A 17,921-nucleotide genomic window follows, 5' to 3' on the forward strand; every position below is an offset into this window, starting at 1 on the left:
GATCCATAAAGTAGAACCGGACTGGTTTGTGAAGATGTGTATAAGATTTAGTTGCAAGCAACCAGGCTACTTAACTGAGATATAGTTGATCCAGAATGTAGAACTGAACTGTGACCACGGATCCAGGAGTTGAAGCCTGTTTGCTCGCAAACAGGATCATAGTTTCTCATGCTTTTAAATCGAAGCTTAAAGTTTGTGCATAAAATCCTGGTTGCTAGCAACCAAGACTATTATTAACGCAAGAGGGAATATTCCCAGATGGCAGTTGATTTAACCAAACTCAGCCAGCTCTTCTCTTAATCTTTTTTCTTCAAACAGATCTTCAATTTTTCTGCGTCGTTCCAATTTTGTAGAAGGACTTGGTTCTGGAATAATTGGTGCCGCATCATTAACATCTTCAATATCTGTATCAAAATCATCAAAACCACGAGTACTCATAGCCATCTCCTTAGCCAACCCGTTGAATTCCATTTTCTATAAAAGGAGTTGCAACATTAGTTATTGATAATAGTAATCTTATAAAATATTCATATATTATAATAAGATACACAAATTATTGTATCAACTTTGCTGTTGATTGCCTATTAAAAATATCAGATTTTAGGTATTTGGAACAGCGGAATTTTGGGGGATCGTCATGCTGGGTTGGCGATTAGCCTTCACCACCGGGGTTTTCAGGATTGTTCTTTAGAGAAACTCATCTTGTGTTAGTGCCAGATGTAACTCGCAATTTTTTATTCAATTCGCTCTGTACTGGCGTAGAAGCGATACGTCCCACAGCTGTATCATTAAAAATATGACGTCTTTCCGAGCGTAGCGAGGAATCTCCTGCAAACTGGCACAATCTGAATGAATGCATTAATTATCATTACCTTTTAAACTCTTTATATGATTTTAATGGCCCCATTTTAATGGGATCGTGCAACCTTTCAGGAGATTCCTCGCTACGCTCGGAAAGACGACATATTTTTAATGGGACAGCCGTGCGATACGTCCCTTCTTCTAGTGCTCTATTTGAATTAGACGGCAAAAGTGCTTATAATTTTATCAGATATGACAAATAAGGGTCCGTATTATGCTCACAGAAAAGCAATATGCTCAAATACAATCACTGCTTAAAGAAAGAAACCTAAATGTAGATATGTTTAGAAAGCAGGATATTAATTTTGAAGATGGCATTAATGAACATGTAATGTGGGCAAACGAAAATATATATTCTCATCCATATCCAGATGGTTCTTCCAAATCACATCATGGAATACTGCATGTAGCCAGAGCGGCTGTATATGCAGTTGTAATGGCTAATTTTTTTAGACGCTATAATGATGGTGTGGATCAAGAATTTTCAAATGACAGCTTGAAACTCACTCAAATTGCGATGATATTTCACGATTCAGCTCGTATGTCAGAAGGAGCTGATTGGTGGGACGAGGATAGTGCACTATTCCTTTATGCTTACTTAGTAGAGGTATTAAAGATAGATAATGACAAGGCACACCAATTTGCTGAGTTTGTTGCTAATAAGGATAGAGAGCCTGATGCACCATTTCATTCCTTGAGGCAAACGGATGAGGGCTTTTCATGGGTTTTGATAGAGCCTAATGCAGCATTAATTAGTGATGGTTTATTAGGGCGTTCACGTTCAATAGAGGCTGATTGTAGCAGTTTAGAGCGAAAAATCATTCATGATTCTGATTGCCTTGATGTTAATCGTGTTCGCGAAACGTTTAAGTCCTACTATTTAGATTTTTATAAATCAATAGCAGTATTTGATCAATTAGCATTTGATGAAATGGCCTGTTTGGTTAATGAAGTGAAAAGTATTATAGAAAAACAAGGAGATGCGTTTAAAAGAATGCGACCTGAGGTCAAGTCATATTATGAAACAGAAGACGTTTTCACCAAGGTTAGAGATACGTTTTTAAAGGACTCTAATTATAAAATTACTCCTTTCTTGTATGGAAATGGGAGCTTATTATCTGGTGATCAATTAAAACAAGACATACCTAAAGGACCTTTGGACTTAAGCGAGGGTAAAATATTACTACGGTCACTAGTTTATGGTAATAAAAAGACAAAGAAAGCACCACATAAAAAAGACAATGACATTGAATCTGCTGCAGAAATTGAGTTTCGTAAAACCAGTCGTTCATTAACCCAAAAAACTCGCTCTGATAAAAATTACTATAAACGAGGTAATGTAAATAGATCTACATCGATACTGCTTTCTGGTGGAGGGGTATTCGGCAGTGCAGGTTGCCGGATTGTGCACGTAAATATAGATGATATTAAACAAATTTATGAACGCAATGCGTATACCGGAAAAGGTAAAAAGCGTGGTTTAAAATTTGATGATTCACAAACCAGAGAACAAAAGGAAGAACAAATTGCTGCGTTAATTAAGGCGCATAAATTAGGTATCGATAATCCTGATGGAACGAATCATACAGAAATTATTTATGACGTTACAGAATATCACGACATTTATTACACTTTGGACCCTATAGTAAACGTTAGTCCTTTTCATCCCTTGTCCCCTTTGTTACAGGCACTATTTATTAAAAATGAAGCTCTAAAATTTGGAATGGATTTACCAATTGTTAAAATATCATGCCTCCATAACATGGAAACGATAGAGCCTGAGCATAGTGATGAAGAGTTAATCCAGATGTGGACCACACTGTGTAACGACTTCATTCAGAATACATTAAAAGATATGTCGAAATTTTCTCAAATTGAACGAATGTCAGTCGGTGATTTAAGTACTTGTGGCTTATATGGAATTAAAGATGATCTTGACAATTATTTACCCGCTTATTCTAATTATCCTGTTTCCTTACAGGAACAGATTATTAAATCCATCGAAGGTGTCAAAAGAGATAGTTTGTTAAAAATGAAAGAATGTTATATTGAAAAATTAACGAGTGATCTGGATAACGGAATTACTGAAACGAATTGTCACGATATAATATGCGCCTTAGACAATGATTTAATCGATGTTACTTTAAAAGAATACCTTATAAAACTAGCGAAATACATTATAGATTCTAATGAACTCTCTCCAGAAAATTTTTTTGCATTAAGTAATAACTCTATATTTATGACCAGTTATAGAATTTTATCTAAATTTTCCTCTAACGAAACCGTGGAGGCAGTTAATAAAATTGCTGAAAAGTGCTTGAATACTCAATTTAACCAACTAATGGCTCCGCAACAAATGAAAACTGTCTTTACAGGCAGAAGTAGGAACCCTCAAATTAGAAATAGTGTTACTTTAAAGCAGTTGGAGCAATTCGCCATACAATTTGATATTAAGACCTCATTTAATAAACTTCTGAATTCAGAAATTGCAGCGCTTGCTAAAAAAAATTTTTGGTCTAAAGTGGACTCTCTCATACGACAAATCCATGTACAGCTTTTACACGATAATGAGCTTAATGAGAATCTGAGCAATACATTAGGCGAACTGGAACAAAAACTTATATCTGGAGCTGTAGATAATGACGGATTTTTAATTTATTTAAAACTAGCGAAATTTTTTGATGTGCCTAAACCACACGTTGAACAGATTACTTTGGAATGGATGAAGCATAATAATTATCCAATAACTGTGGTAATTAATTCACCCCAAGAAACGCCAAACAACTGGATTACATTTGCACAAAAAATAAGGGATTATTATTTCTTATTTGATAATCAGAAGATAGTGGATGGATTAATTGAAAAATTAGACATCAAGCTCGAGAAAGCTACCTTATTAACTCTGCAGTTCTGTATATGTCCTTTTAGAAATCCGGTAGATTTATCTAATATAGTGTCAAAAGAAATAAGTCATAATTCATCTGGAGATAAAATAAAATCGAAAGTTAAAGATTATGTTGCTGAATATACTACTCAAATATTTAATTATAGGCGTAGTTCTTATAACGAAGTTATAGATCGATTTAAGATATTTTCTATCGATTTAGGATTAACCCCGGAAGAGAGCCTTGATCTTTTAGTGTGGTGGCTGGAAGAAGAAGGTCAACTTGACGTGGAAAAACTAGAAATGGGCATTGAAGATCCTTGGAATCAAGGGGGGAGGATAAGTGAAGAAAATAAAGAATTTATTATTAATTTAAATAAAATATGTAATACAAAAAGTTCGTCGATAGCTAATTTGGGGTTTTTTAGTACGCCAAAAACCATACCAGAAACAGAGGAGAATTATGATGCTGGATTAAGTGATTCCAAGTCGCTAAATTAGACTCCTTTTTTTGCATTCGTGTGTTCATCTCAACGAAATTTAATGGCAAAAAAAACAATGTCAGTTTTATTGGAAATCTGGCCGACCGACTCGCTGTTGCAGGTAAGCATAATATCATCAGTATTATTCAAGACTTACATCATTGTGTACAACAGGTTCATCCGCATGAACTTCAGTGAACTTAATTCAAGGTATAATCTGCAGTTTGGGGGTAGTAAAGGGGGTAATCAGGCTCACAGTCTTCTCCGTTTACCATGGAGAAAACCGTGATTCAATGTCATTTAAATCCGAAGTAATTGAAGTATACCAATACTGAATTGCTCGTTAGGAAGCTTGTGGGCCAGCTTTCTTTTCCTCTTCCATTTCTTCCACTTCTTCCACCTCTTCCGCAGGAGGATTAATTCTATGCTGGTCTCTAATTTCTTTTATTGCTTCTTTTACAGAACTATCTTTAGAGGTTTTGATTGCTGGTGGATTTATATTGGATAGCTCGTGTTTTATTTCAGCAGCTCGATTCCTTATTCTGTTGAATGTTTCAGGATCGTCCTTAAAGATTTCTTCAAGTTTTAGCTCTTTTCCGGTCTTGTCTCGAATCACGATTTTATCCAGCTCGAAACCAGCTCTGACCGAGCCTTCAACAGCTTGCCTTGCTCGTTCCATCAGAGTTTCAGGATCTTCAATTTCGATAGTCCAGGAGATCTTATCGTTTCCCTGGGCTCTAATTGCTTGCGATACCAGTAAAAAATCAGTGAGGGGTTTTTGGGCCAGGCTTTGATAGTATCTTGGGCTTATAATGCCGAAGTGAAATTTAAAAACACCAGGCTGAACCTGCTCGATCTCCATGCCAGTCATCGATTTAAAGGATTTGATATCTTCCAATTTGGCGTGACCCATTTTTACTTTAGCGGCGGTATCATCATAGCTGGCTATAGCAGCACTCGGTGTATTAGCAGGAATTTGCCGGCTTCTTCTATTTTCTTCAGCGATAGCGTCGAGCATTGCAACATTGTCTTGATTGGCTTTTTTTATTGTTTCAATCATGCCCATTTGTCGGTATTCTTCTGCAGAAGCCTGATGCAGTTTATTCATTGAGTCCGACGTGGATTTATCAAATTCTGCCAATTGTTTTTTTTGTGCGGCAGAAAGATCCTTGAGCATATTGGTTTTGATATCATTAATTTTTTGATCCACATCCGGATCAGTTGAAGCAATGTTGAACGCGGTCATCAAGTTATTTTGAAATTCTAATTGATCAAATTGTGCCGTTAATTTTTGTGTATCTTGATCCTGTTGCGCTCTAATCGCGGATCTTGCTTTATCAATGTAGTATTTATATGTCTCTAATACCGCCTCCGCGCCAAAATTTTCATTGGGGATACGTTTTATTAACTCCCTGAACGTCGCAGAATTTTCATTAAATTTCATCATTGCTTTAGCATACTCATCGCTGGTAGTAAGAGCAGTAGTGATTGAGTTTTTTGCTGCTTTAGCTGCCTTGGAAGCTGCATCATTAGAGCTGTCATTTATTTTATCAAGAAGCGTAGCTCCGTACGGCCCTTTGGCTTTAACCGGTATCTCATCATTGTCAGTAGTTCTTTGTTGATCCAGTTTTTTAAATGCGCCGCTAGCGAACGAAGGGTTATTTCCCAAACCGATTACATTGCGGTAGGTTTGACCAAGATTGTCGATGGCTGTAGGCGACAGTTTATTTAAATACTCATTGGACAATAGATGTTTGCCAATTAAAGGTATTCGAGAAAGCAGAGGACCAGGCATATTTATCACCAAATGATAAGTTGTGTTATATGAAGTATATCATGATTTAATTAAGAAAAAATTAAGTTGGTGTTCAGGATATGTCCCCTTGACTGGAAGGGAAATATCCTGAATTTCGTCGGCTCTACCTGGTACATGAAGAGGCTGTAATGGATTATCAGTGTATTAATTACCAGGCTGGTATTGCAGAATCACCAAAAAGCTCTTTAGCTTTTGCTTTGACTTCGTCTGAGTTTAGCGCTTTTACAAACAATTCCAGTTGAGGTCTCTTTTGGGTGTCCTTGCGAATCACGATAATATTGGCATAAGGGGAATCTTTGCCTTCAGTAAACAATGCATCTTTACCTGGATTTAATCCTGCTGGCAAAGCAAAGGTGGTATTGATGACTGCGGCAGCAACATCGGGCAATACTCGAGGCAGTTGAGCGGCGTCCATTTCTTTAAACTGTAATTTTTTGGGATTGCTCTCAATGCTGGGCAAGCCTGAATTGGTAGCATCCTTTACGGTGATTAACTGAGAGTCTTCCAACAATAAAAACGCCCTCATTTCATTACTTGGATCGTTGGGTACTGCAATAATGCTGTTTTCCGGGATGTCTTTTAGAGATGTGTATTTTTTCGAGTAAATACCCATGGGGTAAACAAAGGTTCTTCCTATGGCCTGAAGGTTATATCCATGAGCAAGAATGGCGGCTTTCAGGTAAGGTAAATGCTGGTACACATTGGCGTCCAGACTGCCATCCTGTAAGGCTTCATTAGGCAAATTATAATCATTGAACTCAACAATTTTTATCGTTAATCCATATTCTTTTTCAGCGACCGCTTTCGCTGTTTCTATGAGCTCTGTTTCCGGTCCGGCAATGGTTCCTATGACTAAAGTATTCGGTGAGGGTTTGCTGCTGCATGCAACAAGACTTAGTATTAAAACAATGTAACTTAAAATTCGCATCAGGGATCTCTCTATTAGTGGTGTAAATACCGTTTAGCCAAGTAGTCTCCTCCCATTTGCATGAGTTGAACTAAAATAATCAAAACGACTACTGTTGCTATCATGATACCGGCGTTAAAGCGTTGATAACCATAGTTTATAGCCAAAGTTCCCAATCCGCCAGCTCCTACTGTTCCTGCCATTGCGGAGTAATTAACCAGGGTAATCGCAGTGACCGTAATGGCATGAATTAAGCCTGAGCGGGCCTCAGGCAATAAGATATGCTGGATTATCTGGCGAGTACTGGCCCCCATTGCATAACCGGTTTCGATCAGACCGGACGGTAAACTCTGGTAGACATTATCAACCAGTCGTGCAAAAAATGGAGTGGCTCCAAGAGTTAAGGGAACTATAGCAGCATTCATTCCGATGGATGTACCGACGAGAAGGCGCGTTAAAGGAATAATAGCCACTAATAAAATAATAAAAGGGATGGAACGAAATACATTAATTAATGCTGACAGCATTTTGTGCATCTTGGGGTTGGGTTTGATGCGTTTGCTTGAATAAAGCAAAGTGCCTAATGGTAATCCCAGCAAGACAGCAAAGAAAGTGCTGGTGAACACCATATAAAGGGTTTCACCAGTTGCATTGAGTAAATCATATACCATTGGGTAGGACATAACCTAAGATCTCCACAGTTAAACCGACTTGCTTACAGCGCTCCAGGAATGCTTCGAGCAATAATGGGTTTGCAGTTAATTCAACGACCAGGACTCCGCAAGTAACTGAATCAAAGCGATCAATATTGGCTAATAATATATTGATGTCTATGTTGAGTTCCCGACTGGTTTGGCTTATAAACGGAACGGTTGCTTCTTCACCCTGAAAGAATAAACGCAATAAGGGTTTATCCGTTGCGTAGTCGGCGATTTTGCTGGTCAGGCAAGCAGGCAGTTCGGGGCTGAGTTGAGCATAAAGCATTGTGCGTGCCAGGCTGTCCGGGTTGTTAAATACATTTGATAGAGCAGTCGTCTCCGCTATGGAACCATTGATCATAACGGAGAGTCTGTTGCAGATGCGTTTCACTACGTCCATTTCATGGGTAATGACCACGATCGTAATGCCGTAGAGGCTGTTGATTTTTTTTAATAAGGTCAGAATTGAATCTGTTGTTTCAGGATCAAGGGCTGAGGTTGCTTCATCACAAAGGAGTATTTTGGGGGAGCAGCTTAAAGCGCGTGCAATCGCTACCCGTTGTTTTTGTCCGCCGCTGAGCTGTGATGGATAAGCAAGTTTTTTATCGGTTAATTCGACAACAGGCAATAATTCATTGATTTTGTCATTGATGGTTTCTTCATCCATTCCCTGAATACGCATGGGCAAGGCAATATTGTCATACACATTTTTGGAGTTTAATAAATTAAAATGTTGGAAAATCATGGCAATTTTATGTCGAGCTAACGCCAGTTCTTTTCTGGACAGAGTCATCAGGTTTTGTCCGTCAATAAGGACATTTCCATGGTCAGGCCGTTCCAGTAAATTAATGCAGCGTAATAAAGTAGATTTTCCAGCGCCACTTTTACCAATAATACCGAATATCTCACCTTCCTGGATAAATAAATTAATATCTTGAAGGGCTGGTTTGCCTGAGAAGGATTTAGTTACTCCACACAATTCAATCATAACAATAACCTGGAATATGCTGCGGAAGACCTAGAGGGGTGTAAGAGACTGCCCGCTTTAGCCGTATTTTCAAAAAAGGTTACTCTTTTGAGCGTCCGCAAGCTGAGTTTTCAAATCGACGCCAGCGCACAGTATACACGATTCGCAGATGTAAACAAAGCGGTATGTCACTGTATTAGTTGACCATTCAGTCAAAAATATAATATTGGACCTTTGCTCTATAAAGGGACTACACCGCAGTGCTGTTTTAGGTACACCACCATGATTGCCTAATTCATTAGCTCAGTCCTGTTTTTAAAATACTCCAAAGCATGCGGGTTGGCCAGGGATTGAATGTTCTGCACTGGTTGCCCGTGAACTATCTGCCTGACTGCTATTTCTACTATTTTGCCACTAATCGTGCGTGGAATATCAGTAACCTGGAGTATTTTAGCGGGGACATGCCGGGGAGAAGCATTTTCCCGGATGGTGTGTTTAATGGCTTGAATCAACTCCTCATCCAGGATGACTCCTTCTCGCAATTTGACAAATAACACAACCCGAACATCATCCTGCCAATCCTGGCCGATGACGATACTGTCTATGACGGCATCCACTTTTTCAACCTGTCTGTAGATTTCAGCAGTTCCTATTCGAACTCCGCCAGGATTTAGCACTGCATCTGAACGTCCATAAATGATAAGGCCCTGGTGTTCTGTTATTTCGGCAAAATCACCATGAGCCCATACACCAGGAAAACGAGCAAAATAGGCATTAGTGTAGGCTACTTTATCCTTGTCATTCCAAAATCCTAAAGGCATGGATGGAAATGGTTTCGTACACACTAATTCGCCACGGGTTTTTAAAACCGAATGTTCTTCTTCATCAAATACCTCTACTGCCATACCCAGGCCGATACATTGTAATTCGCCTCTGTATACAGGAAGTATTGGGTTACCCAATGCAAAGCAGGAGATAATATCGGTGCCACCAGAGATGGAACAGAGCTGGAGGTCATTTTTAATGTGTTCGTATACAAAATCATAATTTTTGTGAAGCAGAGGTGAGCCTGTTGAGAGAATGCATCTTAATCGCGACAGGTTGCATTCATCTTTTGGCTTGATACCTGCTTTTTCAATTGAGGAAATAAATTTCGCGCTGGTTCCAAAGACGGTAATACCTTCTTCCTCAATTAATTTGAATAATCGATTGGTCTGAGGGTAGGTAGGAGAACCTTCATATAGAGTGAGAGTAACGCCCAACGCAAGAGCGGAAACAGTCCAATTCCACATCATCCAGCCACAGGTAGTATAAAAACATAAATTATCCGTATCACGTAAATCAGTATGCAAGCCCAGTTCTTTAATATGCTGTAGCAGTGTTCCGCCTGCTCCATGAATAATACATTTAGGTTTTCCAGTAGTACCTGATGAAAACAGAATATACACCGGGTGATCAAAAGGGAAGGGTTCAAATTCGCATTGGGTGACAGGCTTTATAAAATCGCTCCAATATAGAGCGCTGGGTACTTCAGTGAGATTTATTTTTTCACGGATGTTGGGACAAACCACGATTTGTTTTAGTGAGGGAATTGCTGCATTTAGTTGTATAATTTTTTCAGCACCGCTATGGATTTTTCCCTGATATTGATGACCATCACAAATAAACAGTACTTTGGGATCAATTTGTCCCAGACGATCAATTGCGGCCTGTGCTCCAAAATCAGGTGAGCATGACGACCAAATGGCTCCCAAGGAAGTGGTTGCCAGCATAGCGATAATAGTTAACGGCATATTCGGCATTAAAGCCGCGACGCGATCACCGGAAATCACTCCAATTGCTTTAAGTCCAGCAGCGCACTTGGCTACTTCAACGTATAATTGCTCGTAGCTGAATACTTGTTTTTCATTATTCTCGTTAATGCTGATTAAGGCTGGGTGAGCATCTCTGCGGGATAATAGCTTTTGAGCAAAGTTAAATTGCGCACCACTAAACCATCGGGCATCCAGCATGGATTCATAGTAATTCAGTATCTGATGAGGCGGTGTATCAAAACTCAGCTTAAAGAATTCGCATAGCGTGCTCCAGAATGATTCGGGGTGTTTGATTGACCACGAGTGGAGATCCTGATAGTTTTCGAATATCTGGCAATGTTTTTCTGCTGCGAACAGCATAAATTGCCCCATTTGTGAATTTTGGGGATTTTTTGGAGTCCATACTAGTTCATTCATGAATTGTTCTCTCTTGCTATGTACTTCCCTGAATTGTCCTTTTGGTGGAAATCAGGCCGTGATGAATCGTGGTTGTTAATTGCAGGGATTCGCCAATAATGCATTTGCGACTTTGGATTGATTTTTACGTCCCAAAAGCTTACAAATCATATCTCCGGCAGCTACGATTTTAAATATATCTACCCCGGTGTTTATTCCTAAGCCATGCATCAAATAAAGAACGTCTTCTGTAGCAACGTTACCACTGGCACCTCGGGCATAGGGACACCCTCCAAGACCGGCTACGGAGCTGTCAAAACGATATACTCCATAGTGCAAGGATGCATAGATATTCGCAATTGCCTGGCCGTAGGTATCATGAAAATGCATGGCCAGTCGGTTTAAGGGAATGAGTCGTAGAATTTTGTCTAATACTAATTGCGTTTGTCTTGGTGTTCCTACACCGATAGTATCTCCAAGAGAAATTTCGTCTACCCCCAGATCAAGCAATTTTTGGGTCACCTCAGCGACCATATCGGGTTGCACTTCACCTTGATAAGGACAACCCAGAACACAGGAAATGTATCCTCTTACTTGGATTTTGTTGCTTTTTGCCATGTCGAGTACAGGTTTGAATCGTTCAATGCTCTCCTGAATGGAGCAGTTGATGTTTTTTTGGTTAAATAATTCACTTGCCGCTGTAAATACAGCAATTTCATGGACCCCTGCATCAAGTGCTTTAATCATACCGCGTTCATTTGGAACGAGTGCGGAGTAAGACACGGAAGGATTTTTTGAAATTGATCGAAAGACCTGTTCGCCATCTGCTAATTGCGGTATGGCCTTGGGAGATACGAAACTGGTTGCTTCAATATGTTTAAGACCCGTTTGGCTGAGCTTATTAATGAGTTCAATTTTGTGTTCTGTGGATACAAAAGAGGATTCATTTTGCAGGCCATCACGAGGACCCACTTCTATTATTGTCACGTGTTGAGGATAGTCCATAATAATCTCAGTAGTTTATGACTCAGATTCACTGAGTGATATCAATTCAGCTCCTTCACTTACCTGTGCACCCACTGCATAGAATACATCCAGTAGCACCCCATCAACTGGAGCATGAATGGTGTGTTCCATTTTCATTGCTTCCAGAATTATTAAACGTTCTCCTGCCTTTACTTGTTCACCGGTTTTTTTCAAGACGGCAACAACTGTTGCGGGCATGGGGGCTGTTAATTGGCCTTTATGCAGCGTTGCATGCGCGTCCAGCTTATTCCAGCGAAACCGTTCTATGCTGATTTGTCCCTGCTCAGAATATAAAGTTAAATGCTGTTCTGTATTATCAACCGTAGCGTGATAACGGTGCTGATTTGCTTCGATGGTGAGATGATTGTGAACACGGTGTGCGGTGATCTGGTGTTCGCCATCATTTAAGTTGAGGGTGAAGCGTGTATCGTCAATTGGAGTAATACGCGCTTCAGTAATGACGCCATCATGATGATAACGCCAGATCCAGTGTCCCTGAATGTGCATTTGCCATGCAAAAGCATCTTTAAGCAGGGGATCATTGACGTTGTTAATTGTATCTAAATAGTCATAAGCAATGGCCATTTTTAATGCTAAATGCCGATCGGGAGTGCTTAAATGAATGTGTTCTTTGCTTAAAAAATCAGTACTCAGCTCAGCGTTTGTAAATTTGGGATGTTGGCAGATGGCTTGCAAAAAGGGAATATTGGTTTTTACTCCACCAATAAAATAATGCGACAGTGCCTGATTCAAACGATGGAGCGCTTCCTCGCGATTATTTCCCCAAGCGATTAATTTTGCGATCATGGGATCGTAATACATGGTAATTTGAGAGTTCAGTTGGACACCTGTATCGATGCGAAGTCCTTCTCCTGATGGTTCTTGAAGAAAATTCAATTGCCCTATGGATGGGATAAATCCATTAAACGGATCCTCGGCATAGATACGGCATTCGATTGCATGTCCTTTAGCCTTAATGTCTTTCTGCGCAAGCGGAAGAGGCTCATTAGCTGCGATTTTAAATTGCCAGGCAACTAAATCAATTCCTGTAATCATTTCAGTCACTGGATGTTCGACCTGGAGACGGGTGTTCATTTCCATAAAATAGAATTGCTCTCTGTCATCAACCAGAAATTCAACAGTACCTGCGCCTCTGTAATTAATAGAACGAGCTACTTCACATGCTGCATCAGCCAATCTTTTCCGCATGGAGTCTGTTAAATTGGGAGCAGGGGCTTCCTCAATTATCTTTTGGTGCCGTCGTTGAATCGAGCAATCTCTTTCAAACAGATGCACAACAGCCCCATGATTGTCAGCGATAATCTGTAATTCAACATGGCGAGGATTAAGTACCAGCTTTTCAATGATCATGGTGTCATCAGCAAAACTGGCCAAAGATTCTCTTTTGGCTCCAGCCAGACAATCGCTAAACTCGGTTTCGTCATAAACGGCTCTCATTCCTTTACCACCGCCGCCATTGGCTGCTTTTATCAGTACTGGAAAACCAATTTTTTTGGCTTCTTCCAGTAGTATGGCTTCTGACTGTTCCAGGCCGTGATAGCCGGGAGTTAATGGCACATTGGTTTGTTCAAGCAGTTGCTTGGCTAACTGTTTTGATGCCATAGCCTCCATCGCTTCAATGGACGGACCTATAAAAATAATTCCGGCCTGTTCACAAGCTTTGGCAAAGCCGGGGTTTTCTGATAAAAATCCATAGCCAGGGTGTATTGCCTCTGCACCACAATCTTTTGCTGCTCGAATAATGTGTTCAATATTCAAATAGCTGTCTTTAGCAGCAGCTTCCCCAACGTAACACGCGCTGTCTGCCAATTGTACGTGCAGGCTGTTTTTATCTACAGAGGAGTAAATTGCTACGGTATGAATACCCATGGATCGCGCTGTTTTTATGATTCTACAGGCTATCTCACCTCTATTAGCAATTAGAATTTTATTAAACATGCAAGTTCCTAGTTCCAGTTAGGTGTTTCTTTATTTAAAAATGCCTGCAGACCTTTTTGTCCTTCAGCTGATATTCTTTTTTGAGCGATGAGTGTAGCTGTGTAGTGAACCAGTTGTTCATCAATGTTTTTGTTTGCAACATATCGAGCCAAATTTTTGGACATTGTCACGGCCTGCGGGGCATTATTGATGATTTGTTTAGCATAATTGAGTGTAAAGTCCATCAAGCTATCCTCCGGAACAAGATGCTGCACTAAATTGAGCGATAAGGCACGAGCAGCATCAAAAATTTCGGCAGTCATAAACAGCATTTGTGCTGTTCGTTCTCCAACAGCTTTTACAACGTAAGGACTTATAACTGCAGGAATCAATCCTAATTTAACTTCTGAAAAACAAAAGCGGGCTGAATGTGCTGCGATTGCAATATCACAGGCTGCAGCAAGTCCTGCTCCTCCGCCAAACGCAGAACCATGTATCACGGCAATTGTGGGTTTAGGGCATTGATTCAGAGAGTACATTAGCCTGGCAAGTATCATCGAGTCGTTCAGATTTTGTTTTTCATCGTAAGCAATCATACTTTGCATCCACGCTAAATCCGCGCCAGCACAAAAATGTTTACCATTTGCTTTAAGCACAATAACCCGTACTGAGTCATTATTGATTGCTGCATCCAGTTGAATCTGCATCTCCTCGAGGAGATGATTATCAAAAGCATTATGTTTGTTCACACGATTGATGGTTAATAAACACATCTGATCGTGAATTTCACTAATAAGGTCGCTCATGAGTTTAATTCCAGTTACATACGAAAAACGCCAAAATGCGTGGATTCAATAGGCGCATTTAAGGCTGCCGATAAACCAAGACCCAGAATCATTCGTGTATCCTGGGGAGCTATGACCCCATCATCCCAAAGTCTTGCACTGGCATAATAAGGATTACCTTGAGTTTCATATTGAGATCGCAGTTGATTTTTAAATTGCTCTTCCTCTTCAATAGGCCAGACTTTACCTTGTTTTGCATATTTTTCGCTGTTGACCTGAGCGAGCACATTGGCTGCCTGTTCTCCTCCCATGACTGAAATACGAGAATTAGGCCAGGTCCAGATAAAGCGAGCATTGTAGGCGCGTCCACACATGGCATAGTTACCAGCCCCGAAGCTTCCGCCTACAATCACCGTAAATTTGGGTACATTTGCATTCGCTACAGCGGTAACCATTTTAGCACCGTGTTTGGCAATTCCAGATGCTTCATATTTTGAACCAACCATAAACCCGGTTATATTCTGTAAAAAGATTAATGGAATTTTGCGTTGGCAACACAACTCGATGAAGTGACTTCCTTTTAAGGCGCTTTCACTAAATAATATTCCATTGTTAGCGATGATACCAACCGGATATCCATACAAACGTGCAAAGCCACACACCAGCGTTGTGCCGAACAGTGCTTTAAATTCATCAAAATCGGAACCATCTACCAATCGGGCGATGATCTCCCTTATATCAAAAGGCTTCCTGGGGTCTGCAGGGACAATACCATTGAGTTCTTTGGTATCGTACAGTGGTTCAACGGTTTCTGTACGCGTAATCGTTTCAATTTTCTTTCGATTTAGATTTCCTATGGCAATTCGTGCAAGATGGAGGGCGTGAGCATCGTTTTCAGCATAATGATCCGCAACACCTGAATGTCTGCAATGAACTTCTGCTCCACCTAATTCTTCAGCGCTAATAACTTCTCCAGTAGCCGCTTTAACCAAAGGAGGGCCGCCAAGAAAAATTGTTGCTTGATTTTTTACCATAATGGATTCATCAGCCATGGCAGGAACATAGGCTCCGCCTGCAGTGCACGATCCCATGACAACTGCAATTTGAGGAATATTTCGTGCTGACATTTGAGCTTGATTAAAGAAAATACGGCCAAAATGATCCCGATCCGGGAATACCTCATCCTGGAGAGGCAAAAAAGCACCACCGGAGTCCACGAGGTAGATGCAGGGTAACTGATTGATTAGAGCGATTTCCTGAGCTCGCAAATGTTTTTTCACTGTGAGGGGATAATACGTTCCTCCCTTTACAGTTGCATCATTGACCACAATAACGCACTCAATTCCAGATACTCGTCCAATACCGGCAATGATCCCTGCGGCTGGAATGTTGTCTTCATAAACCTGATAGGCTGCCAGTTGCGACAATTCAAGAAACGGGCTTCCAGGGTCTAACAATTGTTGCAGGCGCTCTCTGGGTAATAATTTGCCATGTTTTAAGTGGCGTGTGCGGGCATTTTCATCACCGCCTAACGAAATCTCATTGATTCTTGAGCGCAGCTCATCCACCAATGCCTGCATTGCTGCTTGATTGTCTTTAAAATCCTGACTTGCGGTGTTGATTTGACTGATTAGTTGTGCCATGCCTGAATCCTTAACGTATCAAAATAACGCTCAAAACGATGATGGTCCAGATCACCCAGACAATAGCAATAAAATGAGGCATTTCTCGACCTTTAATTGCTCTGTAAAAAAGGGCAGGTATCCCCGTTATGATGATTGGCATTAACATTAACACCAAAACTTTTCTTATAATTAATCCCCAGCCGGTCTGACTGAATATTGGTGTCAGTTTCAAGTTTATATAGGTGAAAAACAGATCTATATAAACAATAAGAAGGTGGGCATATCTGGCGAAAACTACTACCAGAACACTGAGTAGCAGATATATGAGACTTTGTCGTAGCATGTACATCCTTTATTTTTATTATTAACTATGTACCACAATTCAAAAAACGCCGCATCTGGTGCTTTAGGGTGATTTCCAATCTAAAAGATGCACAGTGTTATCTATGAGTTTTTAGTATGGACATCACCCAGCCAGCACTTCGAACGGACCATTCACCATGGTTCAGCATGAGTGGTGAATGTTGGTGCTTTTATAACAGTTCAATAGCCATTGCTGTGGCTTCACCACCGCCTATGCACAATGAGGCAACACCACGTTTTTTGCCTTGTTGTTTCAATGCATGCATTAAGGTAACCAAAATGCGCGCACCCGAAGCTCCTATAGGGTGGCCCAACGCACATGCACCACCATGGATGTTAACCTGTTCCGGGTTTAATTCAAGTTGTGTTATCGCAGCCATGGCTACTACTGCAAAGGCTTCATTTATTTCATAAAGATCAACATCATTTTGATTCCAGGATGCCTTGTTCATTACTTTACGAATGGCATCTACTGGAGCGGTAGTAAACCATTGAGGAGCCTGAGCGTGGCTGGCATGAGCCACAATTCGTGCCAAAGGTTTCACTCCACGTTTTTCTGCGTTGGCTGCGCTCATCAATATCAAGCTCGCGGCACCATCGGAAATAGAGCTGGAATTAGCCGCTGTAACTGTGCCGTCTGACTGGAATGCTGGTTTTAATTGGGGAATTTTACCCAGTTTTGCTGGATCTGGACCTTCATCCACGCTTACTGTGATGTCACCTTTACGGGTCGTTAAGGTAACAGCGGCAATTTCATCAGCAAATGCACCGCTTTCAATTGCTTTCAGCGCATTGGTCATGGAACGGATTGCAAATTCATCTTGCTGTTCTCTGGTGAACTTGAAATGTTTGGCGGTTGCTTCTGCAAAACAACCCATTAATTGACCTCTTTCATATGCATCTTCGAGTCCATCCAGGAACATATGATCTTTTAATTCACCATGACCTAGTCGATAACCGGAACGCGCTTTTGCTAATAAATAAGGAGCATTACTCATGCTTTCCATACCGCTTGCCAGGATGACCTGAGCAGAGCCTGCCTTGATCAAATCATGCGCCAGCATAGTCGCTTTCATTCCAGAACCACACATTTTATTGATGGTTGTTGCTCCAGCAGAATTGGGTATTCCCGCTCCGATTGCTGCTTGTCTCGCTGGTGCCTGGCCTATTCCTGCCTGAAGAACGCAGCCACTGATGACCTCGTCAATTTCAGCAGGTGCAATTCCTGATTGTGCCAGTGCTGCCATGTGTGCTACAGCGCCTAGCTCTGGTGCTGAAAGAGCGGACAGAGTACCTAACATTCCGCCCATGGGAGTCCTTTTTGCTGCAACTATTACTACATCATTCTGTTCCATGTCA

Annotated in this window: 13 protein-coding genes; 1 reads left to right on the plus strand and 12 read right to left on the minus strand. The window is 40.7% G+C overall.

Annotated elements, in window-relative coordinates:
• Window positions 1-270: 270 nt before the first annotated feature.
• Window positions 271-438, minus strand: a complete 168-nt coding sequence (locus tag ELY21_RS15715; RefSeq protein ID WP_165482372.1) for a PA3496 family putative envelope integrity protein — start codon at window positions 436-438, stop codon at window positions 271-273.
• Window positions 439-1,075: 637 nt separating this feature from the next.
• Between ELY21_RS15715 and ELY21_RS06200 the strand changes: the two genes are divergently transcribed.
• A complete protein-coding gene (locus ELY21_RS06200) occupies window positions 1,076-4,246 on the plus strand; it encodes a hypothetical protein (protein WP_127107877.1) in 3,171 nt (1,056 codons plus the stop codon).
• 324 nt (window positions 4,247-4,570) lie between these two features.
• Here ELY21_RS06200 and ELY21_RS06205 read toward each other — a convergent pair whose 3' ends face one another.
• From ELY21_RS06205 to ELY21_RS06255, 11 genes are all read right to left on the minus strand, one after another.
• Window positions 4,571-6,022, minus strand: coding sequence for a hypothetical protein (locus tag ELY21_RS06205; RefSeq protein ID WP_127107880.1), 1,452 nt, complete (start codon window positions 6,020-6,022; stop codon window positions 4,571-4,573).
• A gap of 169 nt (window positions 6,023-6,191) precedes the next feature.
• Window positions 6,192-6,971 carry a MetQ/NlpA family ABC transporter substrate-binding protein gene (locus ELY21_RS06210; protein ID WP_127107882.1) on the minus strand — a complete coding sequence of 260 codons (780 nt, stop codon included), beginning with the start codon at window positions 6,969-6,971 and terminating at the stop codon, window positions 6,192-6,194.
• 14 nt (window positions 6,972-6,985) lie between these two features.
• The gene (locus ELY21_RS06215) at window positions 6,986-7,633 is read right to left on the minus strand and encodes a methionine ABC transporter permease (RefSeq protein ID WP_127107884.1); all 648 of its coding nucleotides are present in this window, start codon (window positions 7,631-7,633) and stop codon (window positions 6,986-6,988) included.
• Window positions 7,611-8,636: a methionine ABC transporter ATP-binding protein gene (locus tag ELY21_RS06220; protein WP_127107886.1), complete on the minus strand. Its 1,026-nt coding sequence runs from the start codon at window positions 8,634-8,636 to the stop codon at window positions 7,611-7,613. Before ELY21_RS06220 ends, ELY21_RS06215 begins: the two co-directional genes overlap by 23 nt.
• Before the next feature lie 269 nt (window positions 8,637-8,905).
• Window positions 8,906-10,846, minus strand: a complete 1,941-nt coding sequence (locus ELY21_RS06225) for an acetoacetate--CoA ligase (protein ID WP_127107888.1) — start codon at window positions 10,844-10,846, stop codon at window positions 8,906-8,908.
• A 75-nt stretch (window positions 10,847-10,921) separates the two neighbouring features.
• The gene (locus ELY21_RS06230; protein ID WP_127107890.1) at window positions 10,922-11,830 is read right to left on the minus strand and encodes a hydroxymethylglutaryl-CoA lyase; all 909 of its coding nucleotides are present in this window, start codon (window positions 11,828-11,830) and stop codon (window positions 10,922-10,924) included.
• A gap of 15 nt (window positions 11,831-11,845) precedes the next feature.
• Window positions 11,846-13,810 carry an acetyl-CoA carboxylase biotin carboxylase subunit gene (locus tag ELY21_RS06235; RefSeq protein ID WP_127107892.1) on the minus strand — a complete coding sequence of 655 codons (1,965 nt, stop codon included), beginning with the start codon at window positions 13,808-13,810 and terminating at the stop codon, window positions 11,846-11,848.
• Between the two features lie 8 nt (window positions 13,811-13,818).
• Entirely contained in the window at window positions 13,819-14,595 is a 777-nt protein-coding gene (locus ELY21_RS06240; RefSeq protein WP_127107894.1) for an enoyl-CoA hydratase-related protein, read from the minus strand.
• Window positions 14,596-14,609: 14 nt separating this feature from the next.
• Window positions 14,610-16,217, minus strand: a complete 1,608-nt coding sequence (locus tag ELY21_RS06245) for a carboxyl transferase domain-containing protein (protein WP_127107896.1) — start codon at window positions 16,215-16,217, stop codon at window positions 14,610-14,612.
• Between the two features lie 10 nt (window positions 16,218-16,227).
• On the minus strand, window positions 16,228-16,542 hold the full coding sequence (locus ELY21_RS15825; protein ID WP_233588673.1) for a hypothetical protein: 315 nt from the start codon (window positions 16,540-16,542) through the stop codon (window positions 16,228-16,230).
• Between the two features lie 190 nt (window positions 16,543-16,732).
• Entirely contained in the window at window positions 16,733-17,917 is a 1,185-nt protein-coding gene (locus ELY21_RS06255) for an acetyl-CoA C-acyltransferase (RefSeq protein ID WP_127107900.1), read from the minus strand.
• Window positions 17,918-17,921: the final 4 nt, after the last annotated feature.

The sequence above is a fragment of the Legionella sp. km535 genome, from assembly GCF_003990085.1.
GTDB lineage: Bacteria > Pseudomonadota > Gammaproteobacteria > Legionellales > Legionellaceae > Legionella > Legionella moravica.